Source organism: Cupriavidus sp. 01T418, from assembly GCF_056398885.1.
In genome coordinates this window covers 20,165-39,081 of the sequence record NZ_JBFTQG010000064.1, presented here as the reverse complement: position 1 = coordinate 39,081, position 18,917 = coordinate 20,165, and the positions used below count along the sequence as shown (strand labels likewise).

Here is an 18,917-nt window from a genome sequence, read left to right as displayed (position 1 = left end):
CCCCTTCCCATCCCGAACAGGACCGTGAAACGACTCCACGCCGATGATAGTGCGGATACCCGTGTGAAAGTAGGTAATCGCCAGGCTCTCCCTTGAAACCCCCCAGTACGAAAGTACTGGGGGGTTTTGCTTTTGCAGCGGCGATTATCTACAAAGTGCAACATGTGGCACTCAAAATGCGCGGACGAAAAAAAACCCGCCAAGGAGGCGGGATGAATCCATGTCGAGGAGACAAGGAGGAGACGGGAATGAGTATAAACCCTAGTTTTCCAGATGGCAACGGCTCGGCGTTGCGATTTCCGCAATGCAACATTGCCGAGGCTCAATGTGATGCAAGCGCCGATCGCCACCACACTGGTCATTGACCCTCAACGTAAAGAAAGAACTCAACGCGTTCCCCCGCAAACTCCATCGACTGGCCAAAAGTAATCCAGCCATGCCCCCGGAGCGCGACTTCGTCGCGGCGCAGAACGAACTCATCCTCTCCGTCGATGGTGACATGGGTGCCGTTCGAACTGCTGTCGATCAGCACATACCTGCCAGCGCGAGACTCGACCGTGGCCTGGAATCTCGACGCCTGCCTATCCGAAACGACAATGCGCATGGCGCCATCGCGGCCGATGGTGACCGGCGCAGAGGCAGCGTTCATTTCCAGCAGCGTTTCCCGGTACCTTAGCGTGAGCATCGCCGAGCGCAACGAACGCGGGCTCGCCGAGGCCATGACGGTCATTTCGGCGTTTTGTTGCCATAGCACTTCGAACAACTCGACAGGCGGCTCCTTGCCCCGCACCTGTATCGGGTACAGGTAGCGTGTCATCTGGCGCAGCCTCGTGGACAAGTGTCCGACCGCGTCCTTGCTGGTGATGATTTGCCCACGTGAAGCGAGCTTCGAAAGGCGGGCGGCAAGATTCACGGTGTCGCCGAACACATCGCCCGATGCGTCGGACAAGACCGGTCCATGGTGAAAACCGATATGGACCGACATGGGGACGCTGACGACGGGGGGAAGTTGAGAGATAGCCACTTGCATGTCAAGTGCCGCCTGCGTCGCCTGTTCCGCCGATGGGAACAGCACCATGACCTCGTCTCCGATCGTCTTGACGACCCGTCCCCGGGAGGTCTCCGAGCAGGATTTCATGATCGCGATGCAGCGGCCGATGGCGCCGAAGGCAGCCTTGTCGCCGGCGGCTTCATACAGCTTTGTGCTGCCGCTGACATCCGCGAACATCACCGAGCCATCGGACGCCTCAGGTATCGGTTCTCGGTCCATATGCATCTCAATCCGTTCGGTCGATCAGTTGGCCGTAAAGCGTCGACCGCAAATCGCGGGCTTTCATCCTTGGCATTCTAGGCATCGTCACCGGGCTTGCCCAACCTGCATAATCTGGTTTTCCGCAATAGTGCGGCCGCGCACGCTGGTGCGGGCCCGCGGCCAGCTCAGCGGCGCCAACGGAGCGCATACTCGGCCTGGCCGGACGGCCCCGGCGCATGACGCGAATGCGGCCCCGCTGGCGACCCCTTCGTGGCAGGGAGGTGAAATGGACCCGATGCAAGCGCGCTTCCTGGCGTTGTGGTCGCGCAGTGGCGGCACCCACGCCGAAGCCGTTCATGCCGAACTGGCGCAGTACTACGCCGAGCCAACGCGTCACTATCACACCTTGCGGCATATCCGCCGCTGCCTGCGCGATCTCGATTGGGCGCGCGGCGCGATCCCCGATCCCGATGCGGTGGAACTGGCGTTGTGGTGCCATGACGTGATCTTTGTTCCCGGAGCCCGCGACAACGAGCAACGCAGCGCCGATTGGCTTCTGCGCTGGGCCGGGGACCGCATCGCCGCGGCGGGGCGCATCGCCGACATGATCCTGGCGACCACGCACGACGTTGCCCCGGCCGATCCGGACTGCGCCTTTACCGTCGATATCGACCTCGCGGTGCTCGGCGGCGGACGTACGCGCTTTCGCCAGGACGGGGCGCGCCTGCGCGCCGAGCGTCCCGATCTTGACGACCTGGTCTATGACGCCCGTGAACGCGCTCTGCTGAATGGCCTGCTGGCGCGTCCCCGCATCTATTACACGGATTTATTCCACACCCGCTGTGAAGCCCGCGCCCGTCGCAACCTGATGTGGCGGCTCGGCCTGCCGGCACCGCATTGAGCCCCAGCTGCCATCAATCGAGGAGAGGTCCATGATCCAGCAAGCCAGAGCCGCAGCGAACGGAGCCCGGCGCACCGCGAGGCGCGCGGTACCGGCCAGGCCGGCGACGGAGGAGGGTGCCGCCAGCGGGACGGCATCCACTGCGGTCCGCCGGATCAACATCGCTCTGCAGGGCGGCGGCAGCCACGGTGCGTTCAGCTGGGGCGTGCTAGACCGCCTGCTGGAAGACGGCCGCATCGAGATCGATGGTATCAGCGGCACTAGTGCCGGCGCGGTCAATGCCACCGTGCTTGCCTACGGCATCGTCAGCGGCGGGCGCGAGGGCGCGCGCCGCACGCTTGAAGCGTTGTGGCGCGGCGTTGCCGACTGCGCGCGCATGAGTCCGCTACAACCCACCTGGTTCGACCGGATGATGGGCTTCGATTGGTTGAGCCTCTCGCCAGCGTGGCTGATGTTTGACTACATCACCCGCTTTTTCTCTCCCTATCAGCTCAATCCTGCCAATCTGAATCCGATGCGCGACATGCTGGCCGGGATGATCGATTTCGAGGCCTTGCGCAATTGCCGCAGCCCCAAGCTGTTCCTGTGCGCCACCAATGTGCTGAGTGGCCGCATACGGGTGTTCACCAACCAGGAGATTGGCATCCAGGCCGTGCTGGCCTCAAGCTGCCTGCCCAGCCTGTTCCAGGCTGTCGAGGTCGACGGGGAGTATTACTGGGACGGCGGCTACATGGGCAACCCGCCCATCTATCCGCTGATCTACGAAACCGACAGCCGCGATGTGCTGATCATCCGCATCAATCCCATCCGCATTCCCAAAGTACCGACAACGGCAGGCGAAATCCTTGACCGGGTCAATGCGCTGAGCTTCAACTCGTCGCTGATGCGGGAAATGCGCGCGATCGAGTTCGTCTCCCGGCTGATCGACGAAGGCGCGCTGGATCCGGCGAACTACCGGCGCATGTTCATCCACAACATCGATGCCGAGACGGAGATGGCCGGGCTCGGCGTAGCCAGCAAGTTCAACGCCGACTGGCACTTCCTGCGCGAACTCCACGCATTGGGGCGTGAACGCGCCGATCGCTGGCTAAAAGCAAACTTCGACGCGTTGGGAGAACGGTCGTCGACGGATATCATCGAGACCTTCTTGTGAAGACGGGCCAGTGCGAAGTCATATCCGGGCGTGCCCTATATCTTCAACCTGCCGTGGATCCGATGGAAAAGGTGGATCCGGAATCCCCTGCGTGGGGTTACGCCGGCCACCGCACCGGGGTCCCATTGGGCGGCTTAGAACGGCTTCCTCACCGCGGGATCGCCATGGCCGGTGAACAGCTTCATGGTGAGGCGTTGCGCCAGGTTCCCATACGGCGGATAGAACAGCCCGATGGGAAAGAAGCGATGGCGCTTGAACACGGTGCGCGCATGCGACAGCTCGCGAAAACCCTCTTCGCCGTGATAGTTGCCCATGCCTGACTGCCCCACGCCGCCGAAGGGCGCATTGTGATTGACCACGTGCCAGCCCCAGTCGTTGATCGTGACGCCGCCCGAATGCGTGCGCGCCAGCACCTTGCCGCGCTCGGATGCATCATGGCTGAAGCAGTACAGGGCCAGCGGGCGCGCCTGCTGCTGCACCATGCCGATGGCTTCGTCGAGCGTGTCGTAGGGCACCACGGGGAGGATGGGGCCGAAGATTTCTTCGCGCATCAGCGCCATGTCGGGCGTGCAGTTGGTCACGACGTGCAGCGGCAACCGTCGCCCCGGGCTGATCTCGCCGCACGGGATCACGGTTGCGCCCTTGGCGCGCGCGTCTTCGAGCATGCCCCTGATCCGCGCCGCGTGGCGCTCGGTAGCCAGCGCCGTGTAGTCGGCATTGCTCGCGGTACGGCCGCTGTAGAGTTGGCCAAAGCTCTGTACCACCGCCTTGACGAACGCGTCCACGTGGTCTCGCGGTACCAGCGCGTAGTCGGGCGCGACGCAAACCTGCCCGCAGTTGATCCCCTTGCCGTGCGCGATACGCCGGGCGGCCTCGCGCACCGGATAGTCGCGCAGGACGATGGCGGGTGACTTGCCGCCCAGTTCCAGCGTGACCGGGGTGAGATTGCGCGCCGCCTGGCCCATGACGATACGGCCCACCGCCGGCGAGCCGGTGAAGACGATATGGTTGAAAGGCAAGGCGGTGAAAGCACCGGGCTCCGCCAGTTCACCGCCGACCAGCGCCACGTGGTCTTCGGCGAAGACTTCGCCCAACATCTGCCTGAGCGTGGCATTGGTTGCGGGCGTGGTCTCCGGCATCTTGATCATGGCGCGGTTGCCCGCTGCCAGTGCCGTCACCAGTGGCCCGAGCGAAAGATAGACCGGGAAATTCCAGGTTGCGATCACGCCCACGACGCCCTTGGGCTGGTAAGTCACGCGCAGGCTGTTGGTGGCGAAAAGCAGTTCCGGCCAGCGGCGGCTTGAGCGCATCCAGCGGCGCACGTGCGAGAGCGCATGATTGATCTCCAGCGTGGTCGGCAGCACTTCCAGCATCTTGGTTTCCGCGAGCGAGCGTTCGCCGAAATCCCGGGCAATGGCCTCGGCGAGCACGTCCTGGTAGCGCTGGAGTTGCTGCTTGAGCGCCCGCAGGTGCTGCCGCCGCTGCCCGGCATCGGGGCAGGGGTTCTGCAGGAACGCTTGCTGCTGCGCAGCGAACAGCGACTCCACGCGGGCGTTCTGGATGGCCTGTCCGGCCAGTTCTTCGGTTATCGTGCGCTTGTTCATGTCGACCTTTGCTGTTTGGTGCCCTGCGCGGCCGCATCGGCGCGCGTTTCGGATTCTGCATAAGCGCTCCCGCCGAAGCGCAGCGCCGAATGCTCGCGGCGCGACTGGACCAGCGGGTAGAACATCTGGATGTACCAGCGCTCCTGTCCGAAGAGCCGGTCGTCCTGCAAGCCAATCCCCGACGGGTATTTGCGCGTGATGTGCGCCGTGCCGAACAGGATGTCCCAGAAGAACAGCAGGTTGCCGAAGTTGCCCTTGTAGTGCCCGATGCCGTCTTCGTTGGTGATGGCGTGGTGAGCCCAATGCGTGGCAGGCGTCGAGATGGTGCGCTCCAGGATCCACATCAGTGGGCGCAGCGCGCGGATCCGGTACAGGGGCTCATCCCAGCGCCATGCGCTGTGCGCCCCGAGGATCACGGTTACCTTGACGACCAGGTACGCACCAAGGACCTTGGCGAAGCCGAGGTAGAGCAGGACGCCTCCGATCCAGAGGCCCGGCATCATCAGGTAGTAGAAAAAATTATTCCGGTACGTTATGCGGATGCTCATGTACTGGGCGGTGTGGTGTGCACGATGCAGCGGCCAGAGCAATGGCGAATGCGATACGCGGTGCCACCAGTACTGGGTCATGTCGTCGCAAACCAGCAAGATCGCGAACATGGCCCACCACGGCAGGTCTGCCCACGCACCGCGCTGTCCCGGCATGAGCCAGGCGCAGAATTCGCCCGCGCCGAGCAAGGCCAGGGGCTGTGTGATGGCAATCAGGCTGACGAACATGGCCAGTTCCAGCTTGGTGTCGTCGTGGGTGGCGTTGACGCTGTTCTTGTAGCGCCGCGTGACGAACTCCATGCCGGCGAAGCCAAGCATGACGCTCACGATCAGCAGGTTCTGTATTAGCGGACTCATTGGGGGCGTGTCTCCGATCTCGCTTTTATGGTCTGAACGGCGCCAGATCTGGACGACGTCAGTTCCGAACGACTTTAGGCTTGCCGAATCAATGCGTCCAATGCATATTATGCAACCTTCCAATGCATACGGAGCAACGCAACATGATGGACCTGCGCCGCCTCAGCCACGTCCTGGCCCTTGCCGATGCGCTGCATTTCGCGCGCGCCGCAGAGCGGGTCCACCTCAGCCAGCCGGCTTTCAGCCGGAGCATCCAGGCCATCGAAAGCGACCTCGGCATCCGCTTGTTCGACCGTGACGTGGGCGAGGTCAGGCCGACCCCGGCAGGCGAGTTCGTGATCGAACGGGCGCGCCGGCTCCTGTTCGATGCGCGTTGCCTGCAGCGCGATGTCGACCTCTATCGCGACAGCCAGCTTGGCGACGCCGCCTTCGGCGTCGGCCCATTCCCGGCCGCCACCCTCATGCCGCGCGCGCTGTCCGATTTGCGCCGGCGCTATCCCAAGGTGGCATTGCGCGTCGAGGAGAGCAACTGGACGCAGTTGCTGGAACGGCTGCGCGCGGAGGACATCGAGTTCTTTGTCGCCGACGTGCGGGACTTGCCGGAGGATGCGGCGCTGGAAATCCGCCCCCTGGGCATGCAGCGCGGCTACTTCTACGTTCGCGCATCGCATCCGCTGGCCGGGCGTGCATGCACGTTGGCCGATGCCTGGCACTACGGCGTTGCGGCGACCAAGGTACCGAAACTCGTGCGGGCCAGTCTGGCAAGGGCTCTCGGCTTGCCGGCGGGAGAGGAAGCCGTCCCCGCGCTTGAGTGCGACGATTTCACCATCCTCAGGACCGTGGCCTTGTCCACCGACACGGTCCTGGCAGCCACGCAAGCATCAGTGCAGTCCGAGATCGACTCCGGTGCGCTGCTTCCGCTGCGGATCCAGGGATTGCCTTCGCTGTACTCCGAGATGGGCGTCGTGAGTCTTCGCAACAGGACACCATCACCCATGGCGCAAAACGTCATTGCCAGCATCAGCCGGATCGCCAGCGAGGTTAACGCCTAGCGCATTTCCCTTTGTGCCTGGATGCATTCTTTCGATGCAGGTGGCCGGCGCGGCTGAACCGCCCAGGCCGTTCAGCAAAAGTGGGGCAATCTCCGCAGGATGGTCTAGATTTCTTTTTGTATGTTTTTCCAATTGGCTCAAGGTGGATCAAAAAGACTTTGAATTGCCACGCCGCTAAGCCGTCGCATATTGCGTTGACTGGCTGAGCATCCAGGGAAGCCGCAGGGTGGCGCGTGGGATTGGGCCAATGTCTGTCTGTCTTTTCGTGGAGAGGGGGCAACAATGCGTCGCTTAAGAGTGTTGGCAACCTGGTGGCTTGGGCTGCTTCTGCTGATCCCCGCCGGCCCTTCGCTCGCGCAATCCATGCTCGATCACGGACAGCTGGACCAGCTCATGGCGCCGATTGCCCTTTACCCCGATGCCTTGTTGTCCCAGGTGCTGATGGCATCCACCTATCCGGAGGATGTAGCGGCAGCGGCGGCGTGGTCGAAGTCCAACCCGACTTTTTCCGGGGATGCGGCCACCAAGGCCGTGGCTGGCCAGCCCTGGGATCCCAGCGTGCAATCCCTTGCGGCGTTTCCTTCGGTGCTGGACATGATGGGCCGGCAGCCGCAGTGGGTGCAGTCCATCGGCGATGCCTTTCTCGATCAGCCCAATGATGTGATGGATTCGGTGCAGCGCTTGCGCTTGCAGGCGCAAAAGGCGGGCAGCCTGAAAACCACCGAACAGCAGAAGGTGGTGACGCAGACCACGGGCGGCACAACTGTGGTGCAGATCGTCCCGGCGAATCCGCAGATTGTGTACGTACCTGCTTATAACCCTACCGTGGTCTATGGCGCATGGCCGTATCCGGCCTATCCCCCCGCTTATTACCCACCGCCGCCCGGCTCCGTGTTTGCCACCGCCTTGGTGGCCGGGATCGGGTTCGGCCTTGGCGTTGCGGCAGTGAACTCGCTGTGGGGCGGAGTCAACTGGAACAACAATAACGTGAACATCAACGTCAATCGCTATAACAACATCAACGTCAACAATCGGATCAACATCAACAGCAACAATACGAACTGGCAGCACAACCCGGCGCACCGCGGCAATGTCCCGTACAACAACCCGAACGTGAGCAACCGTTACGACCAGCAGCGCCAGGCCGCGCTTGCCAACCGGCCACAGGGCGGGCAGCCGGCGGCGGCGGCGCCGAACTCGCGGGATGCCGCCCGCGGCAGGGCAGCCCAGTCGATGGAGAGCCGTACCGGGCAATCCACCCCTGGCCGCGGGGGCGCCGGCGAGAACCGCGCCGCTTCGCGCGGCGGGACTGAGCAAGGGCGCAAACCTGGCGCGGCGGCCGGCGAGCAGCGCAAACCCAGCGCAACGGCCAGCGAGCAGCGCAAGGCCGGCGGCACTGACCGGCAGCGGGCCGACCAGGCCGATGCACGCAACCGCGCGCGCGATGCCAATCGCGATAGTGCGATACGCGACGCGGGCAACGGCGACAGGGTGAAGCAGGAGTCGCAGCGCGCGGGGAGCAGAAACACCGGCTCCATGCGGCAGACTGCGGCCCCGGCCCCGGCCCGCCAGCAGAGCCAGCCAAGGGCGGCAGCGCCCCAGCGCGGCGGTGGCGGCGGAGCAGCAGGTGGAGGGGGAGGTGGAGGTCGTGCCGGCGGCGGCGGCGGTGGCGGTGGACTTGGCGGCCATGGCCGGAGATAAGCATGATGCGCAAAATCGTATGTGCCCCAACCGCGCGTGGGCTGCGCGTCCTGGTAGCCGCGGCCGTACTCGCGATCGCCGCCCCGGTGTTCGCCCAGCAGGCATATCCCACGCCGGCGGCGGCGGCGGATGCCCTGGTCGATGCCATTGCGCGTAACGATCGCGATGCGCTCAAGCACGTGCTGGGCTCGCAGTATGAGTCGGCGATCCCGGAAGGCAGCGTCCACCGCGATGATATCTATGCATTCCTCAGCGCGTGGGCCAAGCAGCACAAGATAGAGCAGACCGGCGATAACCGGGCGATGCTCGCCGTGGGCGAGACCGGCTGGACGTTCCCGATCCCGATGGTGAGATCCCGCAATGGCTGGAAGTTCGACTGGCGCGCCGGCCAGCAGGAACTCAGTACCCGGCGCATCGGCCGCAATGAGCTGGAAACCATTGCCATGCTCCGCCAACTGGCCGACGCCCAGCAACAATACGCCACGTCGGTCGGCAACGGCGGCTACGCCAGGCGCCTGGTAAGCCGGGCCGGCAAGACCGACGGATTGTATTGGCCCTCGGACTCCGATGCCGACAAAAGCCCGCTTGGGTCCGACGCCCTGGTGATGGGCGCGGATACGCCAGCCGCGGAAGCGTTCCATGGCTACCATTACCGTATCGCCACGCCAGGCAAGGGCAGCGATGCAAAGTATGTGTTCCTCGCATGGCCGGTGGAATATGGCAAGACGGGGCTGCATACATTCGCGCTCGACAGCAGCGGTACGGTCTATCAGCGCGATCTGGGTCCCGGCACGGCGTCGCGGGCCAGGGGCATGGGCACGTTCGCGCCGGATGCCTCCTGGGCGAAGGCGGAATAGGGCCGGCGCGGGGGCTGACGACGTAGCAGAACGCAAACTGGAAGGATGGTGAAGCGTTACCTGCTGTTGCCCGAAGGCTAGCCAGGCAGCGATAGATGGCAATACAGCATCGCCGTGAGCCGTTGTTCCAGCCGCGGATCGTGCAGGTCCAGGCCGCTGGGCGTATGCAGCACGATATCGGTCAATGCGCTGATGACCAGCGACTGTTCAGCCGCATCGTCCCGACGGTGAAGGACATCGGGCTGTGGAGCCCGCGCGTGCAGGCCGCGTTTGCCGACATGGGCGCCATCGAGTTTGCCCATGTCGATGTCGAGGCGCAGTTCGCGCAGGACCAGAAGATTGCCGAGGAGTTCGATGCGCGCCGCGTGGTGATGGAGTCCATCGAGTCAGCGCAGGCTGAAGCCAGGCACTGATGCGGAGCCGCCGCGGAATCGCCAAAGGACTGGCGACCCGTGGCTGACGCGCACCTTTACTTGTCCCCGCTAGCAGCGGGCGCCTTCTTATGGCTCGATGTCTTGTTGGCCCCTTTTTGGGTCGAAGTCTTCGAGTCGGTCAGAGCCGATGCCGTTTTCTGGTTGGCACCCTGGGTGTACGGGTCAAACTTGTCGTTGGCCTTCGCGGTGTCAGGCACGTAGCCGTCCTTGTTGGTAGTCCGTTCGGCGTCTGGTACATAGCCGTCTTTGTTGGTAGACCGTTGGGTGTCTGGTACGTAGCCATCCTTGTTGGTGCTGCGCATATTGTAGTCATACCGATCCGTAGGATTCGCAGGCCCGGCGGCGTAGACGGTACCAGGAACGAGAACTGCAATTGCCAATGCAATAGCGATCTTCATAGCAGACTCCTTGCAATCAAGGCCAATGGTCCTCTCGCGCTCAACATCACTTGGCGCAGGTCCGGTTAGTAGCGTAGCTGTCAGGCCCGTAAAGTTCCAGCTAGCGTCGGTCTTGCGTCGATGCATGACCGAAGGATTGGTGGCCGGCGAGGCCTAACCGCTTCCGGCAACTTCGTGAAACTATCGCCATTTAACCGAGAACATCCGTGAAGAGGTAGGAACATCTGTCACCGTGAAGACGCCTCCCCGGCTCCCGATTCACATTCGAGCCATTGCCGGCGCCCGACGCTTGGTTAGCCGTCTCATGAGGGATTGCCCCAGGACAGTCAAGCCCAGTCCGATGCAAAGCACCGCAGCCGTTTCAGGCAGTGGTGCCGTGGAAAGATAAACGCACGCGGGCGTGGCGCCTGCAGGCGAGTGCACGCAGTCAAGGGCCAGCATTAACCCGAAGGTAATGCATGTGGCAGTAACGATGGCAACGCCTTCGTCCAGCATGAGGGACCGCATCAATGCTGCGACAGCAAAAGCACACAGATGGCCGCCGATCATGTTCTTCTTTTTCGCCATCAGCGATTCCGGCTGTACGAAGGCGATGATGCAACTTCCGGCGAGGGGCGCAAACCAGATCCAGCCACCGTGACGCACGATGATCCAGTAAGCCAGCGCGATGACGCAGCAAAATGCAAACAAGGCTTGAATGCTGCGCATTCGAGGCGTTGGCGATGCATCGCGCATATGATGGTTTCCCCTGGATTGATGCCGGAAGCCGTACACGCATCATCTTCACGGAAGAATCTACGTTGGTCCGAGCACGCTCAAGAGTATGAGCGAGGGGTTTTGGTCACGCCAGATAACGGCAGTTATAGGCAAAATGCCTCAATGGAATAGTCACGGGCCGCGCCGGGGGCTGCCCGATAGTCGCTCGGCAGCAAAGCGATGCAGCGATGACCCAGTACCCAGTGAGGCCGAATCCTTATTTCTCGGCCTGTCAGCGATCGATGCGCTGCGCGTTGCGTACCGGGCTCGCAATATTCAATATCGGGCCTCGGCACGCAACTGGCTGCCATATCTGACATCGTCAGAGGAGCTTGCATGCCTCGTCGAATTCCAGGCGGGGGCTGCGCGGGAACAACTTGTCGGGATCGCCATAGCCCAGATTGCATATGAAGTTGGACTTCACGTGGCTGTCCGCGAAGTGTTCGAGCTGGAAGGTATTTGCCTTCGCGTCCGCGGGGAAGAATTCATGATCGACCTTGGCATTGTCGAAGCCGGACATCGGTCCGCAATCCAGCCCCAGCGAGCGGGCGGCGATCATGAGGTAGGCGCCTTGCAGGGAACTGTTTCGCCTCGCGGTAGCCGTGGCGAGTTCCGGTGTGTCGGCGAACCAGGAACGCGCGTCCGCATGGGGAAACAGCTTGGGCAGATGCTCATAGAACTTCACGTCGTAGGCAACGATGGCGGTGACCGGTGCGGCCATGGTCTTGTCCACATTGCCCGGAGCCAGCGCGGGCAACAGGCGCTGCTTGGCCTCAGGGGTACGCAGGAACAGAATGCGCGCGGGACTACAGTTGGCGCTGGTCGGCCCCCATTTCATCAAGTCGTAGAGCTGCCGCAAGGTCTCGTCGCTGACGGGCTGATTCAGCCATGCACTGTGCGTGCGTGCGTCGCGAAACAGCAGATCCATGCCTTCCTCACTCAAGCGCTTGCTCATTGTCATCTCCTCGATACAGGATTGAACCATGCGGCCACCCGGCCGGGCCAATGCCGCTCTTACCGGCGTATCTGCATAGCATAGTCGGCCCACGCCCTGCCGCGCCGGCTTTTTCATGAACTGGCAAGGGCCTGGCAGCACACCGCTTTTGGTAATGTGGCGCTAGTGAAGCAGGCCGATGCGGCGCGCTGCCAAGGCGGTACGGCGCATGGCCGGTTCGCTTGCCGGTGGCAACCAGGAAAGAGCGTCGCATCATCGATGGCTTCGAATGGTCGGTGGATGGTCCTGGCTTCAGTGCGCGGCGGCGGCGGCCTCCGATACCTGGCCCTTGATCGGCTTGGTGAGCCAGATCAGCGGCACGATCGCAAGAAAGATCACGCCCGAGATCCAGAAGATGTCATTCAGGCCCAGCATGATGGCTTGCGTGTTCAGGCTGCGCTCGAAGTAGGCGACGGCCTGGCCCGGCGTGAAGCCCAGCATCGACTGGATCGACTGGAGGGCGGCACCGTACAGCGGGTTGTTCGGACTGGCCTGCTCGGCCAGTTGGGCGTGGTGCAGCACGGCGCGGTTGTTCCAGCCGGTCGTGGCCAGCGACGTACCCACCGCGCCGCAGAACACGCGGGCGAAGTTGGACAGGCCGGCGGCGGCGGGAATCTTCTCGGGCGGCTGGCCCGAGAGGATGATCGCGGTCAGCGGCACGAAGAAGAAGGCGGTCGGAATGCCTTGCAGCAAGGTGGGCAGCACCAGGGTCCAGGTATCCACGCCCGTGGTGTAGTGGGAGCGCATGAAGAAGACAGCCGCGAAGCCGACGAAGGAAAGCGTGGCAAGCAAGCGCAATTCCGCCTTGGGCAATAGCTTGCCCAGCAAGGGGGTGAGCAGCACGGCGAAGATCCCCAGCGGCGCGGTCACCAGGCCGGCGTTGACGGCGGGGTAGGCCAGGTACTGTTGCATCCATTGCGGCAATACGACCAGGTTGGCAAAGAAGACCGCATAGGCCACCGAGATGGCGACGGTGCCGGCCAGGAAGTTGCGGCCCTTGAACAGGCGCAGGTCGATGATCGGATTCTCCTCGGTCAACTCCCAGATCACGAAGAACAGGAAGCTGAGCAGCGCCACGACCGCCAGGATGACGATGACCGGCGAGTTGAACCAGTCCAGGTCCTTGCCTTTGTCGAGCATGATCTGCAACGAGGCGACCCAGGTGATCAGCGAAGCCAGGCCCACCAGGTCGATCGGCAGCTTGCGCGCCGGCGTCTCGCGGTCCTTGTAGATGGCCCAAGTGACGGCCGCGGCAAACAGGCCGACCGGCACGTTGATGTAGAAGATCCAGGACCACGAGTAGCTATCGGTCATCCAGCCGCCCAGCGCGGGGCCGGCGATCGGGCCCACGGTGGCGGTCATGGCCCACAGCGCCAGCGCCATGGCGCTCTTCTCTTTGGGATACGAGCCCAGCAGGATGGATTGCGACAACGGGATCAGCGGGCCTGCCACCGCGCCCTGCAGGATCCGCGCGGCGAGCAGCACGGTCAGGTTGGGCGCGATGCCGCACAGCCAGGACGACAGCACGAACAGGAGGATCGCGCCGACGAACAGGCGGATCTGGCCTACACGTTGGGTCAGCCAGCCCGTCAGCGGAATCGCGACGGCGTTGGCCGCGGCGAACAGCGTGATCACCCAGGTGCCTTCGTCGATCGACACACCGAGGTTGCCGGAGATGGTCGGGATCGCGACATTGGCGATCGACGAGTCCAGCACGTTCATGAAGGTGGCCAGGGCCACGGCGAAGCTTCCCAGCACGAGCTTGCCGCCGGTGAGCGGGGCGGGTGCGGTCTGGGTCTGGGCTGGGGATTGCATGGGGCGGTCCGAAAGAGATTCGCTTGGGGGGCCGCCGCACGGCTGGAACGGCGGCCCGGTTCAATCTGATATGTCAGATAAATGGGCGAGAGTGGGCTGGTGCGCGTCCTTGCGGCGCTCAGGCCCCGGCTGCTGGCGTGACGGCTGCAGTGCGCGGCGTGTGCTTCGCCACGTCCGTCGCGGGCTTGCCGTTGCTGTTCTGCGAGATGATCCGCGTGATCTCGCGGTCGGCCTCTTCGCCATAGCGCTGGAACACATCGGTGCGATAGGTGGTGCGATACGGGGTTTCACCGCCGGTGGCGAGCTGCGAACCGGTGGCCGTGTGCGTTTCCACGTCGACCTGCATCGACAGGCCGATCTGCAGCGGGTGCGCGCGCAGTTCCGCCGGATCGAGCAGGATACGCACGGGCAGGCGCTGCACGACCTTGATCCAGTTGCCGGTGGCGTTTTGCGCGGGCAGGGCCGAGAACGCACTGCCAGTGCCGGCCGAGAAGCCGACCACCTTGCCGTGGTAGGTCACGCCGCCGCCGTACAGGTCGGCATGCAGTTCGACCGGCTGGCCGACGCGGATATGCTTGAGCTGGACTTCCTTGAAATTGGCGTCCACCCACACGCCGTCGAGCGGCACGATCGCCATCAGCGGCGCGCCCGGGGCCACGCGCTGGCCTACCTGCACCGAACGCCGCGCCACATAGCCCGTGACCGGGGCCGGGAGCGTGTTGCGGGCATTGGCAAGATACGCATCGCGCACCTTGGCCGCGGAGGCGAGCACGCTGGGGTGGTCGGCAACGGAAGCCTGGTCGGTCAACGTATGGTTCGAGGCCAGTTGCTGACGCGCGGTTTCGAGCGCGGCTTCGGCAACCTTGACCGCGTCGCGGGCGTGGGCCACGTCTTCCGCCGCGACCGCGCCGGTTTCGGTCACTTCGCTGCGCCGGCGCAGGTCGTCCCGGGCGCGGGCCAGGTCGGCCTGCCGTTGCTGTACCGTGGCGTCGAGCACGTTGTTGTTGACGTAAAGCGCGCTGACCTGGCGCACGGTCTGGCCGAGCGCGGCTTCGGCGCTGGCGAGCGCAACCCTGGCGTCGGCGGCGTCGAGGGACACCACCGGCTCGCCGGCCTTCACGATCTGCGTGTCGTCGGCATTGACCGCGACCACCGTGCCGGTGACTTGCGGCGTGAGCTGGACCAGGTTGCCGTTGACGTAGGCGTCATCGGTTTCCTGGTGAAAGCGCGCCACGGTGTAGTAGTAGGCGCCGTAGCCGGCCGCGGCGAGCGCGGTGGTCAGGCCGAGCAAGGCAAGCAGGCGCTTGCGCGTGTTCGGCTTGGGGGACTTGGCGGGTTGGGCTTCGACGGTTGCTTCGGTTACCTGGTTGGTCTGGGTCGTTTCGTTCATGGCGTCACCTGTTCGTGTTCGTTGAAAGCGGAGTTAGCGGGGCCGAGCTGCCTGTGTGTTCGAGTCGGAGGTATCGGTGTAGCCGCCGCCCAGTGCCGCGGCGAGGGCAATCTGCCGGTCGTGGCGATTCATGCGCAGGTTGGCCACCACCTGGCTGCTGGCGAGCGCATTGGTCTGCGCGTTCAGCACGGTGAGCTGGGTGGTCAGGCCCGCCTTGTACTGCGCCAGGGCCAGGGTCAGCGCGCGCTGCGCGGCGGTGTCGGTACGGATCGCGCTGTCGGTCTGCGTGTCGATGGCGCGGATGTCGGAGAGCTGGGTCGCAACGTCGGTCAGGGCGTTCACCAGGGTCTCGTTGTAGTTGGCGACGGCAAAGTCGAATTCGGCGTAGCGGCCCTTGAGCTGGGCGCGCAGCGCGCCGCCATCGAAGATCGGCAGGTGGATCGCAGAGCCGGCCGAGGTCGTGCGGCTGGCGGCGTGCAGGAAGCGGCCCCAGCCAAAGGCGTCGAGGCCCATGGCGAGGGAGAGGTTGATGTCCGGATAGAACTCCGCCTTGGCCACCTTGATGTCGTGCAGGGTGGCATCGACGCGCCAGCGCGCGGCGACGATGTCGGGGCGGCGCGAAACCAGGTCGGCCGGCAGGTTGTCGGGCAGGCGCACTTCGTCGCCGGTGGCCAGGGTAGGGCGGCTGATCGCCAGGCCCCGGTCCGGACCCTGGCCAAGCAGCGCGCCCAGTTGGTAGCGCGTGCGCTGGATATTGCCGTCGAGCGCGGAGAGCGCGACTTCGCTGGCGGCCAGGTTGGCTTCCGCAGTGCGCTTCTCGACCTCGGTGTCCAGCCCCATGGTCACGCGCCCGTTGGTCACGCGCAGTACTTCACGGCGCTGCTTCACTTCGTCCCGTGCAATGTCGTGCAGCGCGTAGAGGCGGGCCAGCTCGTTGTAGGCCCGGGCAATCGCGCTGCTTAGCGTCAGCTTCACCTGTTCCGCCTCGGCCTCGCTGGCGCGCAGCGCGGATACCGCGGACTTCAGGGCCTCGCGGTTCTTGCCCCACAGATCGAGTTCATACGAGGCGTTGATGACCGCCTTGTTTTCCGATTGCCAGGACCCGGCGAACGGGGGCGGCACGACCGTGCTTTCCGTGAAACGTTGACGCGTCCAGGAATAGCCCGCGCCCACCTGCGGCAGCGTATTGGCATTGGCGCCTTCGCTGAGCGCCGTGGCGGAGGCCACGCGCGCCCTGGCTTTTTCCAGCGAGGGGCTGCCTTGCAGCGCTTCGCCGATCAGGGCCTTGAGCTGGGCGTCGCCAAACTGGTCGGTCCAGTCCGCTGAAGGCCAGCGGCCTTGCTCGGCGGGGATGCTCTGCGTGGTGGCGTAGGAAGTGGCTTCGGCGATGTGCTTGTCGCTGTGGATGCCGGCGTAGTTGGCACAGCCGGCCAGGACTGCCGCCATCAAGACCGAGAGCGCAGGGCCCGCGAAGCGGCGCGCCGAGAAACTAATTTGATTGTGCATCATCTGATCTGTCAGGTAAATTGGCAAAAAAAAAGCGATCAAATATTCGCAAATTTGGCAAGAAGCCGGCGAAATTCAGTGAATTCCTCTGGGCTGAACGCCTTCAACCGGGCATTGAGCACCTTCGGCGCCACTTCAGGAATGCGCTCTGCCACCGCCATGCCCTTCTCCGTCAGCGTCAGGTTGACCATCCGACGATCGTCGACGCTGCGGCTGCGCGCCAGCAGCTCTTTGCTTTCCAGTTTGTCCAGCATGCGGGTCATCAGACCGCTATCGATGCAGAGCAGCTTGCTCATCTCGAACGGCGTGTGGGCCACGCCACGTGTGAGGAGAAGCAGAACCCCCATATGCTGGGCAGTGATTTCCAGGTCCTTCAGTGCCGCATCCATTTCGCACAGGAGGCCGTCGCGGGCGCGGTTGAGAAAAAACCCGACGCTCTGCATGAGCTGGTAGTTTTCCTTCGTGTAGTGATCCACGGTGGGGCCTCATGTGTGTTGTTGATGTAACAGTAGCTGATTAGTCAGATAAATACAAGGAGAATCTGGCGCGCTCGGTGCGGCACGGCTGGTGCATCCGACCAAGTCACTGATTTTTGAGAACGGCATAGTGCGCCGTCGTCCGCCATTGCTGCCCTGGCATGGGACACCCGCGCAATCGACGGGCATCGAGAATGGCTTGAGTAGCCCGTTTAAGGCGTTTAAGGCCGTGGGCGGAAGCCGCGATTTAGGTCGAGACCCGCATTTAGCACCGCTAGGCCCTGTTCTCTGGCCCGTTTGAGGAAGCCCCCGGCGAGCGATGGATTTTCGAGTTGAGCGGCGACGCCGGCATCGACGAATCGACTCATTTCCTTATGGAATGCCTTTGCCGTAGCCGGGTCGGTCAGCTCGCTCAACTTTCCCTGCAGCTTCTCCTTAAAGTCGTCCTCGGACCAGCCGTAGTCGACCAGCTTCTGCCCGATCAACTCCATATCCAGGGCGATTTGCCGATCCGTCAGGAATTTGATGTCCCAGATGTCGCGTGCCTTGAGGAACGGGCGCGCGCCAAGGGCTACCAGCTTGTCCGCGAGGATCTCCTTTGGGGTCTCGGCCGCAATGATCAACTGGCGGTGAGGCGCAGGCAGATGAGGGTAGTTGGCCGCGACGGACACCAGGTCAACATCGTGTGCCGGAACGCTGGCCACCTCGATGTTGATGACCTGGTTCTGCGGAACGCTCGAGTCCGCCTGGAGCACCTGGACCTTGGCACTCCAGCGGGCGACATGAACACCCTCAGCCGGCACTTTGGCCTTGGGAGCCTTGATGTCGACCTGCAGGCCGTAGGCGTCGCCGATTTCCCGTTGCAGCAGATCCGCGAACGGCACCATGGCTTCGGGCTTGAAGGCGTCGCCAGCGGCAAAGTCGAGATCCTCGGAGTAACGCGTCCCCTGGTAGCAGAGGCGCAACGCGGTGCCGCCCTGGAACGTGAGCTGCGCGGCCGCTCCACTCTGTGTGAGCGCGTAGAGGATTTCGTAGTGCAGGATCTCCTTCACGATGGTGCTGGCGGGCACCTTGCGTTCGTTTGCGTACTTGCCCGCGAGGTCCAGAAGGTCAGTTCGAGTGCGAAGTTGCATTGAGGTGTTCCATGTTCATGACCAGGTCCAGATTGCGCCCGACTCGCTTGAGGTCTCTTAGCGCGCGAGACGGCGTGGCCACGGGAAGTTCGCGCCGGCTGTCGAGCGCCAGCTCGTCCCGCAGCTGGTTTGGACTCTGGGTTGTGTGTACGAACTCCAACGTCCCATAGGGCGTCTTGAAGGTCTGGCTGCGGCCTGTGGTCATGAGGGTGAGCCGCGAGGGGATCTGGGAGATCCAGCCTGCCTCGGACAATGCAGATTCCAGGCTGAGATAGCTGAAGTCCCACGGCCGCAGGAAAGGCACAAGGGCGCTAAGCAAGTCCTGGGGGAGGGAGCGCGCTCGCGGGTTCACATAGAGGCCGCGCGCAACACGCTCGATGAGCCCGGCATGCTGATGCCTGGCTAAGGCTTTCAGCATAGTGCGACTGTCTTCCGGAAACAGCAGGCTTAGGGTGCTCGACGAAAACGCCCAGATGCCCGCTTTGTCCCAGCGATCCATGGTGGCGATCAAATCTCGAACAAGCATTCTGACTCTACAGAAAGGGTACATTTAGGGGCAGTATATGTCGAGTAGAGGTGCGCATCAATGG

General features: G+C 63.6%; 19 protein-coding genes and 1 rRNA gene. 8 read left to right on the top strand and 12 right to left on the bottom strand.

The window, feature by feature from the left end:
- Both rrf and AC1DQ3_RS33645 read left to right on the top strand, forming a co-directional pair.
- Positions 1-86, top strand: a 5S ribosomal RNA gene (rrf, locus tag AC1DQ3_RS33650); the annotation flags it as partial.
- Positions 87-92: 6 nt separating this feature from the next.
- Positions 93-365, top strand: a complete 273-nt coding sequence (locus AC1DQ3_RS33645) for a hypothetical protein (RefSeq protein WP_477124429.1) — start codon at positions 93-95, stop codon at positions 363-365.
- On the opposite strand, the gene AC1DQ3_RS33640 is transcribed toward AC1DQ3_RS33645, so the two are convergent.
- Positions 359-1,270: an adenylate/guanylate cyclase domain-containing protein gene (locus tag AC1DQ3_RS33640; RefSeq protein WP_477124428.1), complete on the bottom strand. Its 912-nt coding sequence runs from the start codon at positions 1,268-1,270 to the stop codon at positions 359-361. The two genes, AC1DQ3_RS33645 and AC1DQ3_RS33640, sit on opposite strands and share 7 nt — an antisense overlap.
- Before the next feature lie 268 nt (positions 1,271-1,538).
- Between AC1DQ3_RS33640 and AC1DQ3_RS33635 the strand changes: the two genes are divergently transcribed.
- Both AC1DQ3_RS33635 and AC1DQ3_RS33630 read left to right on the top strand, forming a co-directional pair.
- Complete coding sequence (locus AC1DQ3_RS33635; RefSeq protein ID WP_477124427.1) at positions 1,539-2,153, top strand: HD domain-containing protein; 615 nt, start codon at positions 1,539-1,541, stop codon at positions 2,151-2,153.
- Positions 2,154-2,184: 31 nt separating this feature from the next.
- Positions 2,185-3,306, top strand: a complete 1,122-nt coding sequence (locus AC1DQ3_RS33630; RefSeq protein WP_477124426.1) for a patatin-like phospholipase family protein — start codon at positions 2,185-2,187, stop codon at positions 3,304-3,306.
- A 134-nt stretch (positions 3,307-3,440) separates the two neighbouring features.
- On the opposite strand, the gene AC1DQ3_RS33625 is transcribed toward AC1DQ3_RS33630, so the two are convergent.
- On the bottom strand, positions 3,441-4,910 hold the full coding sequence (locus AC1DQ3_RS33625; protein WP_477124425.1) for a coniferyl aldehyde dehydrogenase: 1,470 nt from the start codon (positions 4,908-4,910) through the stop codon (positions 3,441-3,443).
- Complete coding sequence (locus AC1DQ3_RS33620) at positions 4,907-5,815, bottom strand: sterol desaturase family protein (RefSeq protein WP_477124424.1); 909 nt, start codon at positions 5,813-5,815, stop codon at positions 4,907-4,909. Before AC1DQ3_RS33620 ends, AC1DQ3_RS33625 begins: the two co-directional genes overlap by 4 nt.
- 122 nt (positions 5,816-5,937) lie before the next feature.
- Here AC1DQ3_RS33620 and AC1DQ3_RS33615 point away from each other — a divergent pair, with 122 nt between their 5' ends.
- From AC1DQ3_RS33615 to AC1DQ3_RS33600, 4 genes are all read left to right on the top strand, one after another.
- Positions 5,938-6,867, top strand: a complete 930-nt coding sequence (locus AC1DQ3_RS33615) for a LysR family transcriptional regulator (protein ID WP_477124423.1) — start codon at positions 5,938-5,940, stop codon at positions 6,865-6,867.
- Between the two features lie 282 nt (positions 6,868-7,149).
- Positions 7,150-8,568: a DUF3300 domain-containing protein gene (locus tag AC1DQ3_RS33610; protein ID WP_477124422.1), complete on the top strand. Its 1,419-nt coding sequence runs from the start codon at positions 7,150-7,152 to the stop codon at positions 8,566-8,568.
- A gap of 2 nt (positions 8,569-8,570) precedes the next feature.
- Positions 8,571-9,425, top strand: coding sequence for a DUF2950 family protein (locus AC1DQ3_RS33605; RefSeq protein ID WP_477124421.1), 855 nt, complete (start codon positions 8,571-8,573; stop codon positions 9,423-9,425).
- Positions 9,426-9,520: 95 nt separating this feature from the next.
- Positions 9,521-9,838 carry a hypothetical protein gene (locus tag AC1DQ3_RS33600; protein ID WP_477124420.1) on the top strand — a complete coding sequence of 106 codons (318 nt, stop codon included), beginning with the start codon at positions 9,521-9,523 and terminating at the stop codon, positions 9,836-9,838.
- A gap of 56 nt (positions 9,839-9,894) precedes the next feature.
- Here AC1DQ3_RS33600 and AC1DQ3_RS33595 read toward each other — a convergent pair whose 3' ends face one another.
- The 9 genes from AC1DQ3_RS33595 to abiEi all read right to left on the bottom strand — a co-directional run bounded on the left by AC1DQ3_RS33595 (position 9,895) and on the right by abiEi (position 18,853).
- Positions 9,895-10,257: a hypothetical protein gene (locus AC1DQ3_RS33595; RefSeq protein WP_477124419.1), complete on the bottom strand. Its 363-nt coding sequence runs from the start codon at positions 10,255-10,257 to the stop codon at positions 9,895-9,897.
- Between the two features lie 258 nt (positions 10,258-10,515).
- Complete coding sequence (locus AC1DQ3_RS33590; protein WP_477124418.1) at positions 10,516-10,992, bottom strand: HPP family protein; 477 nt, start codon at positions 10,990-10,992, stop codon at positions 10,516-10,518.
- Between the two features lie 343 nt (positions 10,993-11,335).
- The gene (locus AC1DQ3_RS33585; RefSeq protein ID WP_477124417.1) at positions 11,336-11,968 is read right to left on the bottom strand and encodes a malonic semialdehyde reductase; all 633 of its coding nucleotides are present in this window, start codon (positions 11,966-11,968) and stop codon (positions 11,336-11,338) included.
- 291 nt (positions 11,969-12,259) lie between these two features.
- Positions 12,260-13,822, bottom strand: coding sequence for a DHA2 family efflux MFS transporter permease subunit (locus AC1DQ3_RS33580; RefSeq protein WP_477124416.1), 1,563 nt, complete (start codon positions 13,820-13,822; stop codon positions 12,260-12,262).
- Positions 13,823-13,940: 118 nt separating this feature from the next.
- Positions 13,941-15,212: an EmrA/EmrK family multidrug efflux transporter periplasmic adaptor subunit gene (locus AC1DQ3_RS33575; protein ID WP_477124415.1), complete on the bottom strand. Its 1,272-nt coding sequence runs from the start codon at positions 15,210-15,212 to the stop codon at positions 13,941-13,943.
- 33 nt (positions 15,213-15,245) lie between these two features.
- Positions 15,246-16,718 carry an efflux transporter outer membrane subunit gene (locus AC1DQ3_RS33570; protein ID WP_477124434.1) on the bottom strand — a complete coding sequence of 491 codons (1,473 nt, stop codon included), beginning with the start codon at positions 16,716-16,718 and terminating at the stop codon, positions 15,246-15,248.
- 38 nt (positions 16,719-16,756) lie between these two features.
- Positions 16,757-17,194 carry a MarR family winged helix-turn-helix transcriptional regulator gene (locus AC1DQ3_RS33565; RefSeq protein ID WP_477124414.1) on the bottom strand — a complete coding sequence of 146 codons (438 nt, stop codon included), beginning with the start codon at positions 17,192-17,194 and terminating at the stop codon, positions 16,757-16,759.
- Between the two features lie 221 nt (positions 17,195-17,415).
- On the bottom strand, positions 17,416-18,327 hold the full coding sequence (locus tag AC1DQ3_RS33560) for a nucleotidyl transferase AbiEii/AbiGii toxin family protein (RefSeq protein WP_477124413.1): 912 nt from the start codon (positions 18,325-18,327) through the stop codon (positions 17,416-17,418).
- Positions 18,305-18,853: a type IV toxin-antitoxin system AbiEi family antitoxin gene (gene abiEi, locus AC1DQ3_RS33555; RefSeq protein ID WP_477124412.1), complete on the bottom strand. Its 549-nt coding sequence runs from the start codon at positions 18,851-18,853 to the stop codon at positions 18,305-18,307. The genes AC1DQ3_RS33560 and abiEi overlap by 23 nt, the downstream gene beginning before the upstream one ends.
- Positions 18,854-18,917: the final 64 nt, after the last annotated feature.

What these genes read in the sequence shown, in the direction of transcription:
- AC1DQ3_RS33605 (WP_477124421.1), top strand. Translation starts at nt 8,571, where the DNA reads ATGATGCGCAAAATCGTATGTGCCCCAACCGCGCGTGGGCTGCGCGTC.
- AC1DQ3_RS33590 (WP_477124418.1), bottom strand. Translation starts at nt 10,992, where the DNA reads ATGCGCGATGCATCGCCAACGCCTCGAATGCGCAGCATTCAAGCCTTG.
- AC1DQ3_RS33600 (WP_477124420.1), top strand. Translation starts at nt 9,521, where the DNA reads ATGGCAATACAGCATCGCCGTGAGCCGTTGTTCCAGCCGCGGATCGTG.
- AC1DQ3_RS33580 (WP_477124416.1), bottom strand. Translation starts at nt 13,822, where the DNA reads ATGCAATCCCCAGCCCAGACCCAGACCGCACCCGCCCCGCTCACCGGC.
- AC1DQ3_RS33560 (WP_477124413.1), bottom strand. Translation starts at nt 18,327, where the DNA reads ATGCAACTTCGCACTCGAACTGACCTTCTGGACCTCGCGGGCAAGTAC.
- AC1DQ3_RS33625 (WP_477124425.1), bottom strand. Translation starts at nt 4,910, where the DNA reads ATGAACAAGCGCACGATAACCGAAGAACTGGCCGGACAGGCCATCCAG.
- AC1DQ3_RS33630 (WP_477124426.1), top strand. Translation starts at nt 2,185, where the DNA reads ATGATCCAGCAAGCCAGAGCCGCAGCGAACGGAGCCCGGCGCACCGCG.
- AC1DQ3_RS33610 (WP_477124422.1), top strand. Translation starts at nt 7,150, where the DNA reads ATGCGTCGCTTAAGAGTGTTGGCAACCTGGTGGCTTGGGCTGCTTCTG.
- abiEi (WP_477124412.1), bottom strand. Translation starts at nt 18,853, where the DNA reads ATGCTTGTTCGAGATTTGATCGCCACCATGGATCGCTGGGACAAAGCG.
- AC1DQ3_RS33635 (WP_477124427.1), top strand. Translation starts at nt 1,539, where the DNA reads ATGGACCCGATGCAAGCGCGCTTCCTGGCGTTGTGGTCGCGCAGTGGC.
- AC1DQ3_RS33615 (WP_477124423.1), top strand. Translation starts at nt 5,938, where the DNA reads ATGCATACGGAGCAACGCAACATGATGGACCTGCGCCGCCTCAGCCAC.
- AC1DQ3_RS33570 (WP_477124434.1), bottom strand. Translation starts at nt 16,718, where the DNA reads ATGCACAATCAAATTAGTTTCTCGGCGCGCCGCTTCGCGGGCCCTGCG.
- AC1DQ3_RS33575 (WP_477124415.1), bottom strand. Translation starts at nt 15,212, where the DNA reads ATGAACGAAACGACCCAGACCAACCAGGTAACCGAAGCAACCGTCGAA.
- AC1DQ3_RS33585 (WP_477124417.1), bottom strand. Translation starts at nt 11,968, where the DNA reads ATGAGCAAGCGCTTGAGTGAGGAAGGCATGGATCTGCTGTTTCGCGAC.
- AC1DQ3_RS33620 (WP_477124424.1), bottom strand. Translation starts at nt 5,815, where the DNA reads ATGAGTCCGCTAATACAGAACCTGCTGATCGTGAGCGTCATGCTTGGC.
- AC1DQ3_RS33640 (WP_477124428.1), bottom strand. Translation starts at nt 1,270, where the DNA reads ATGGACCGAGAACCGATACCTGAGGCGTCCGATGGCTCGGTGATGTTC.
- AC1DQ3_RS33595 (WP_477124419.1), bottom strand. Translation starts at nt 10,257, where the DNA reads ATGAAGATCGCTATTGCATTGGCAATTGCAGTTCTCGTTCCTGGTACC.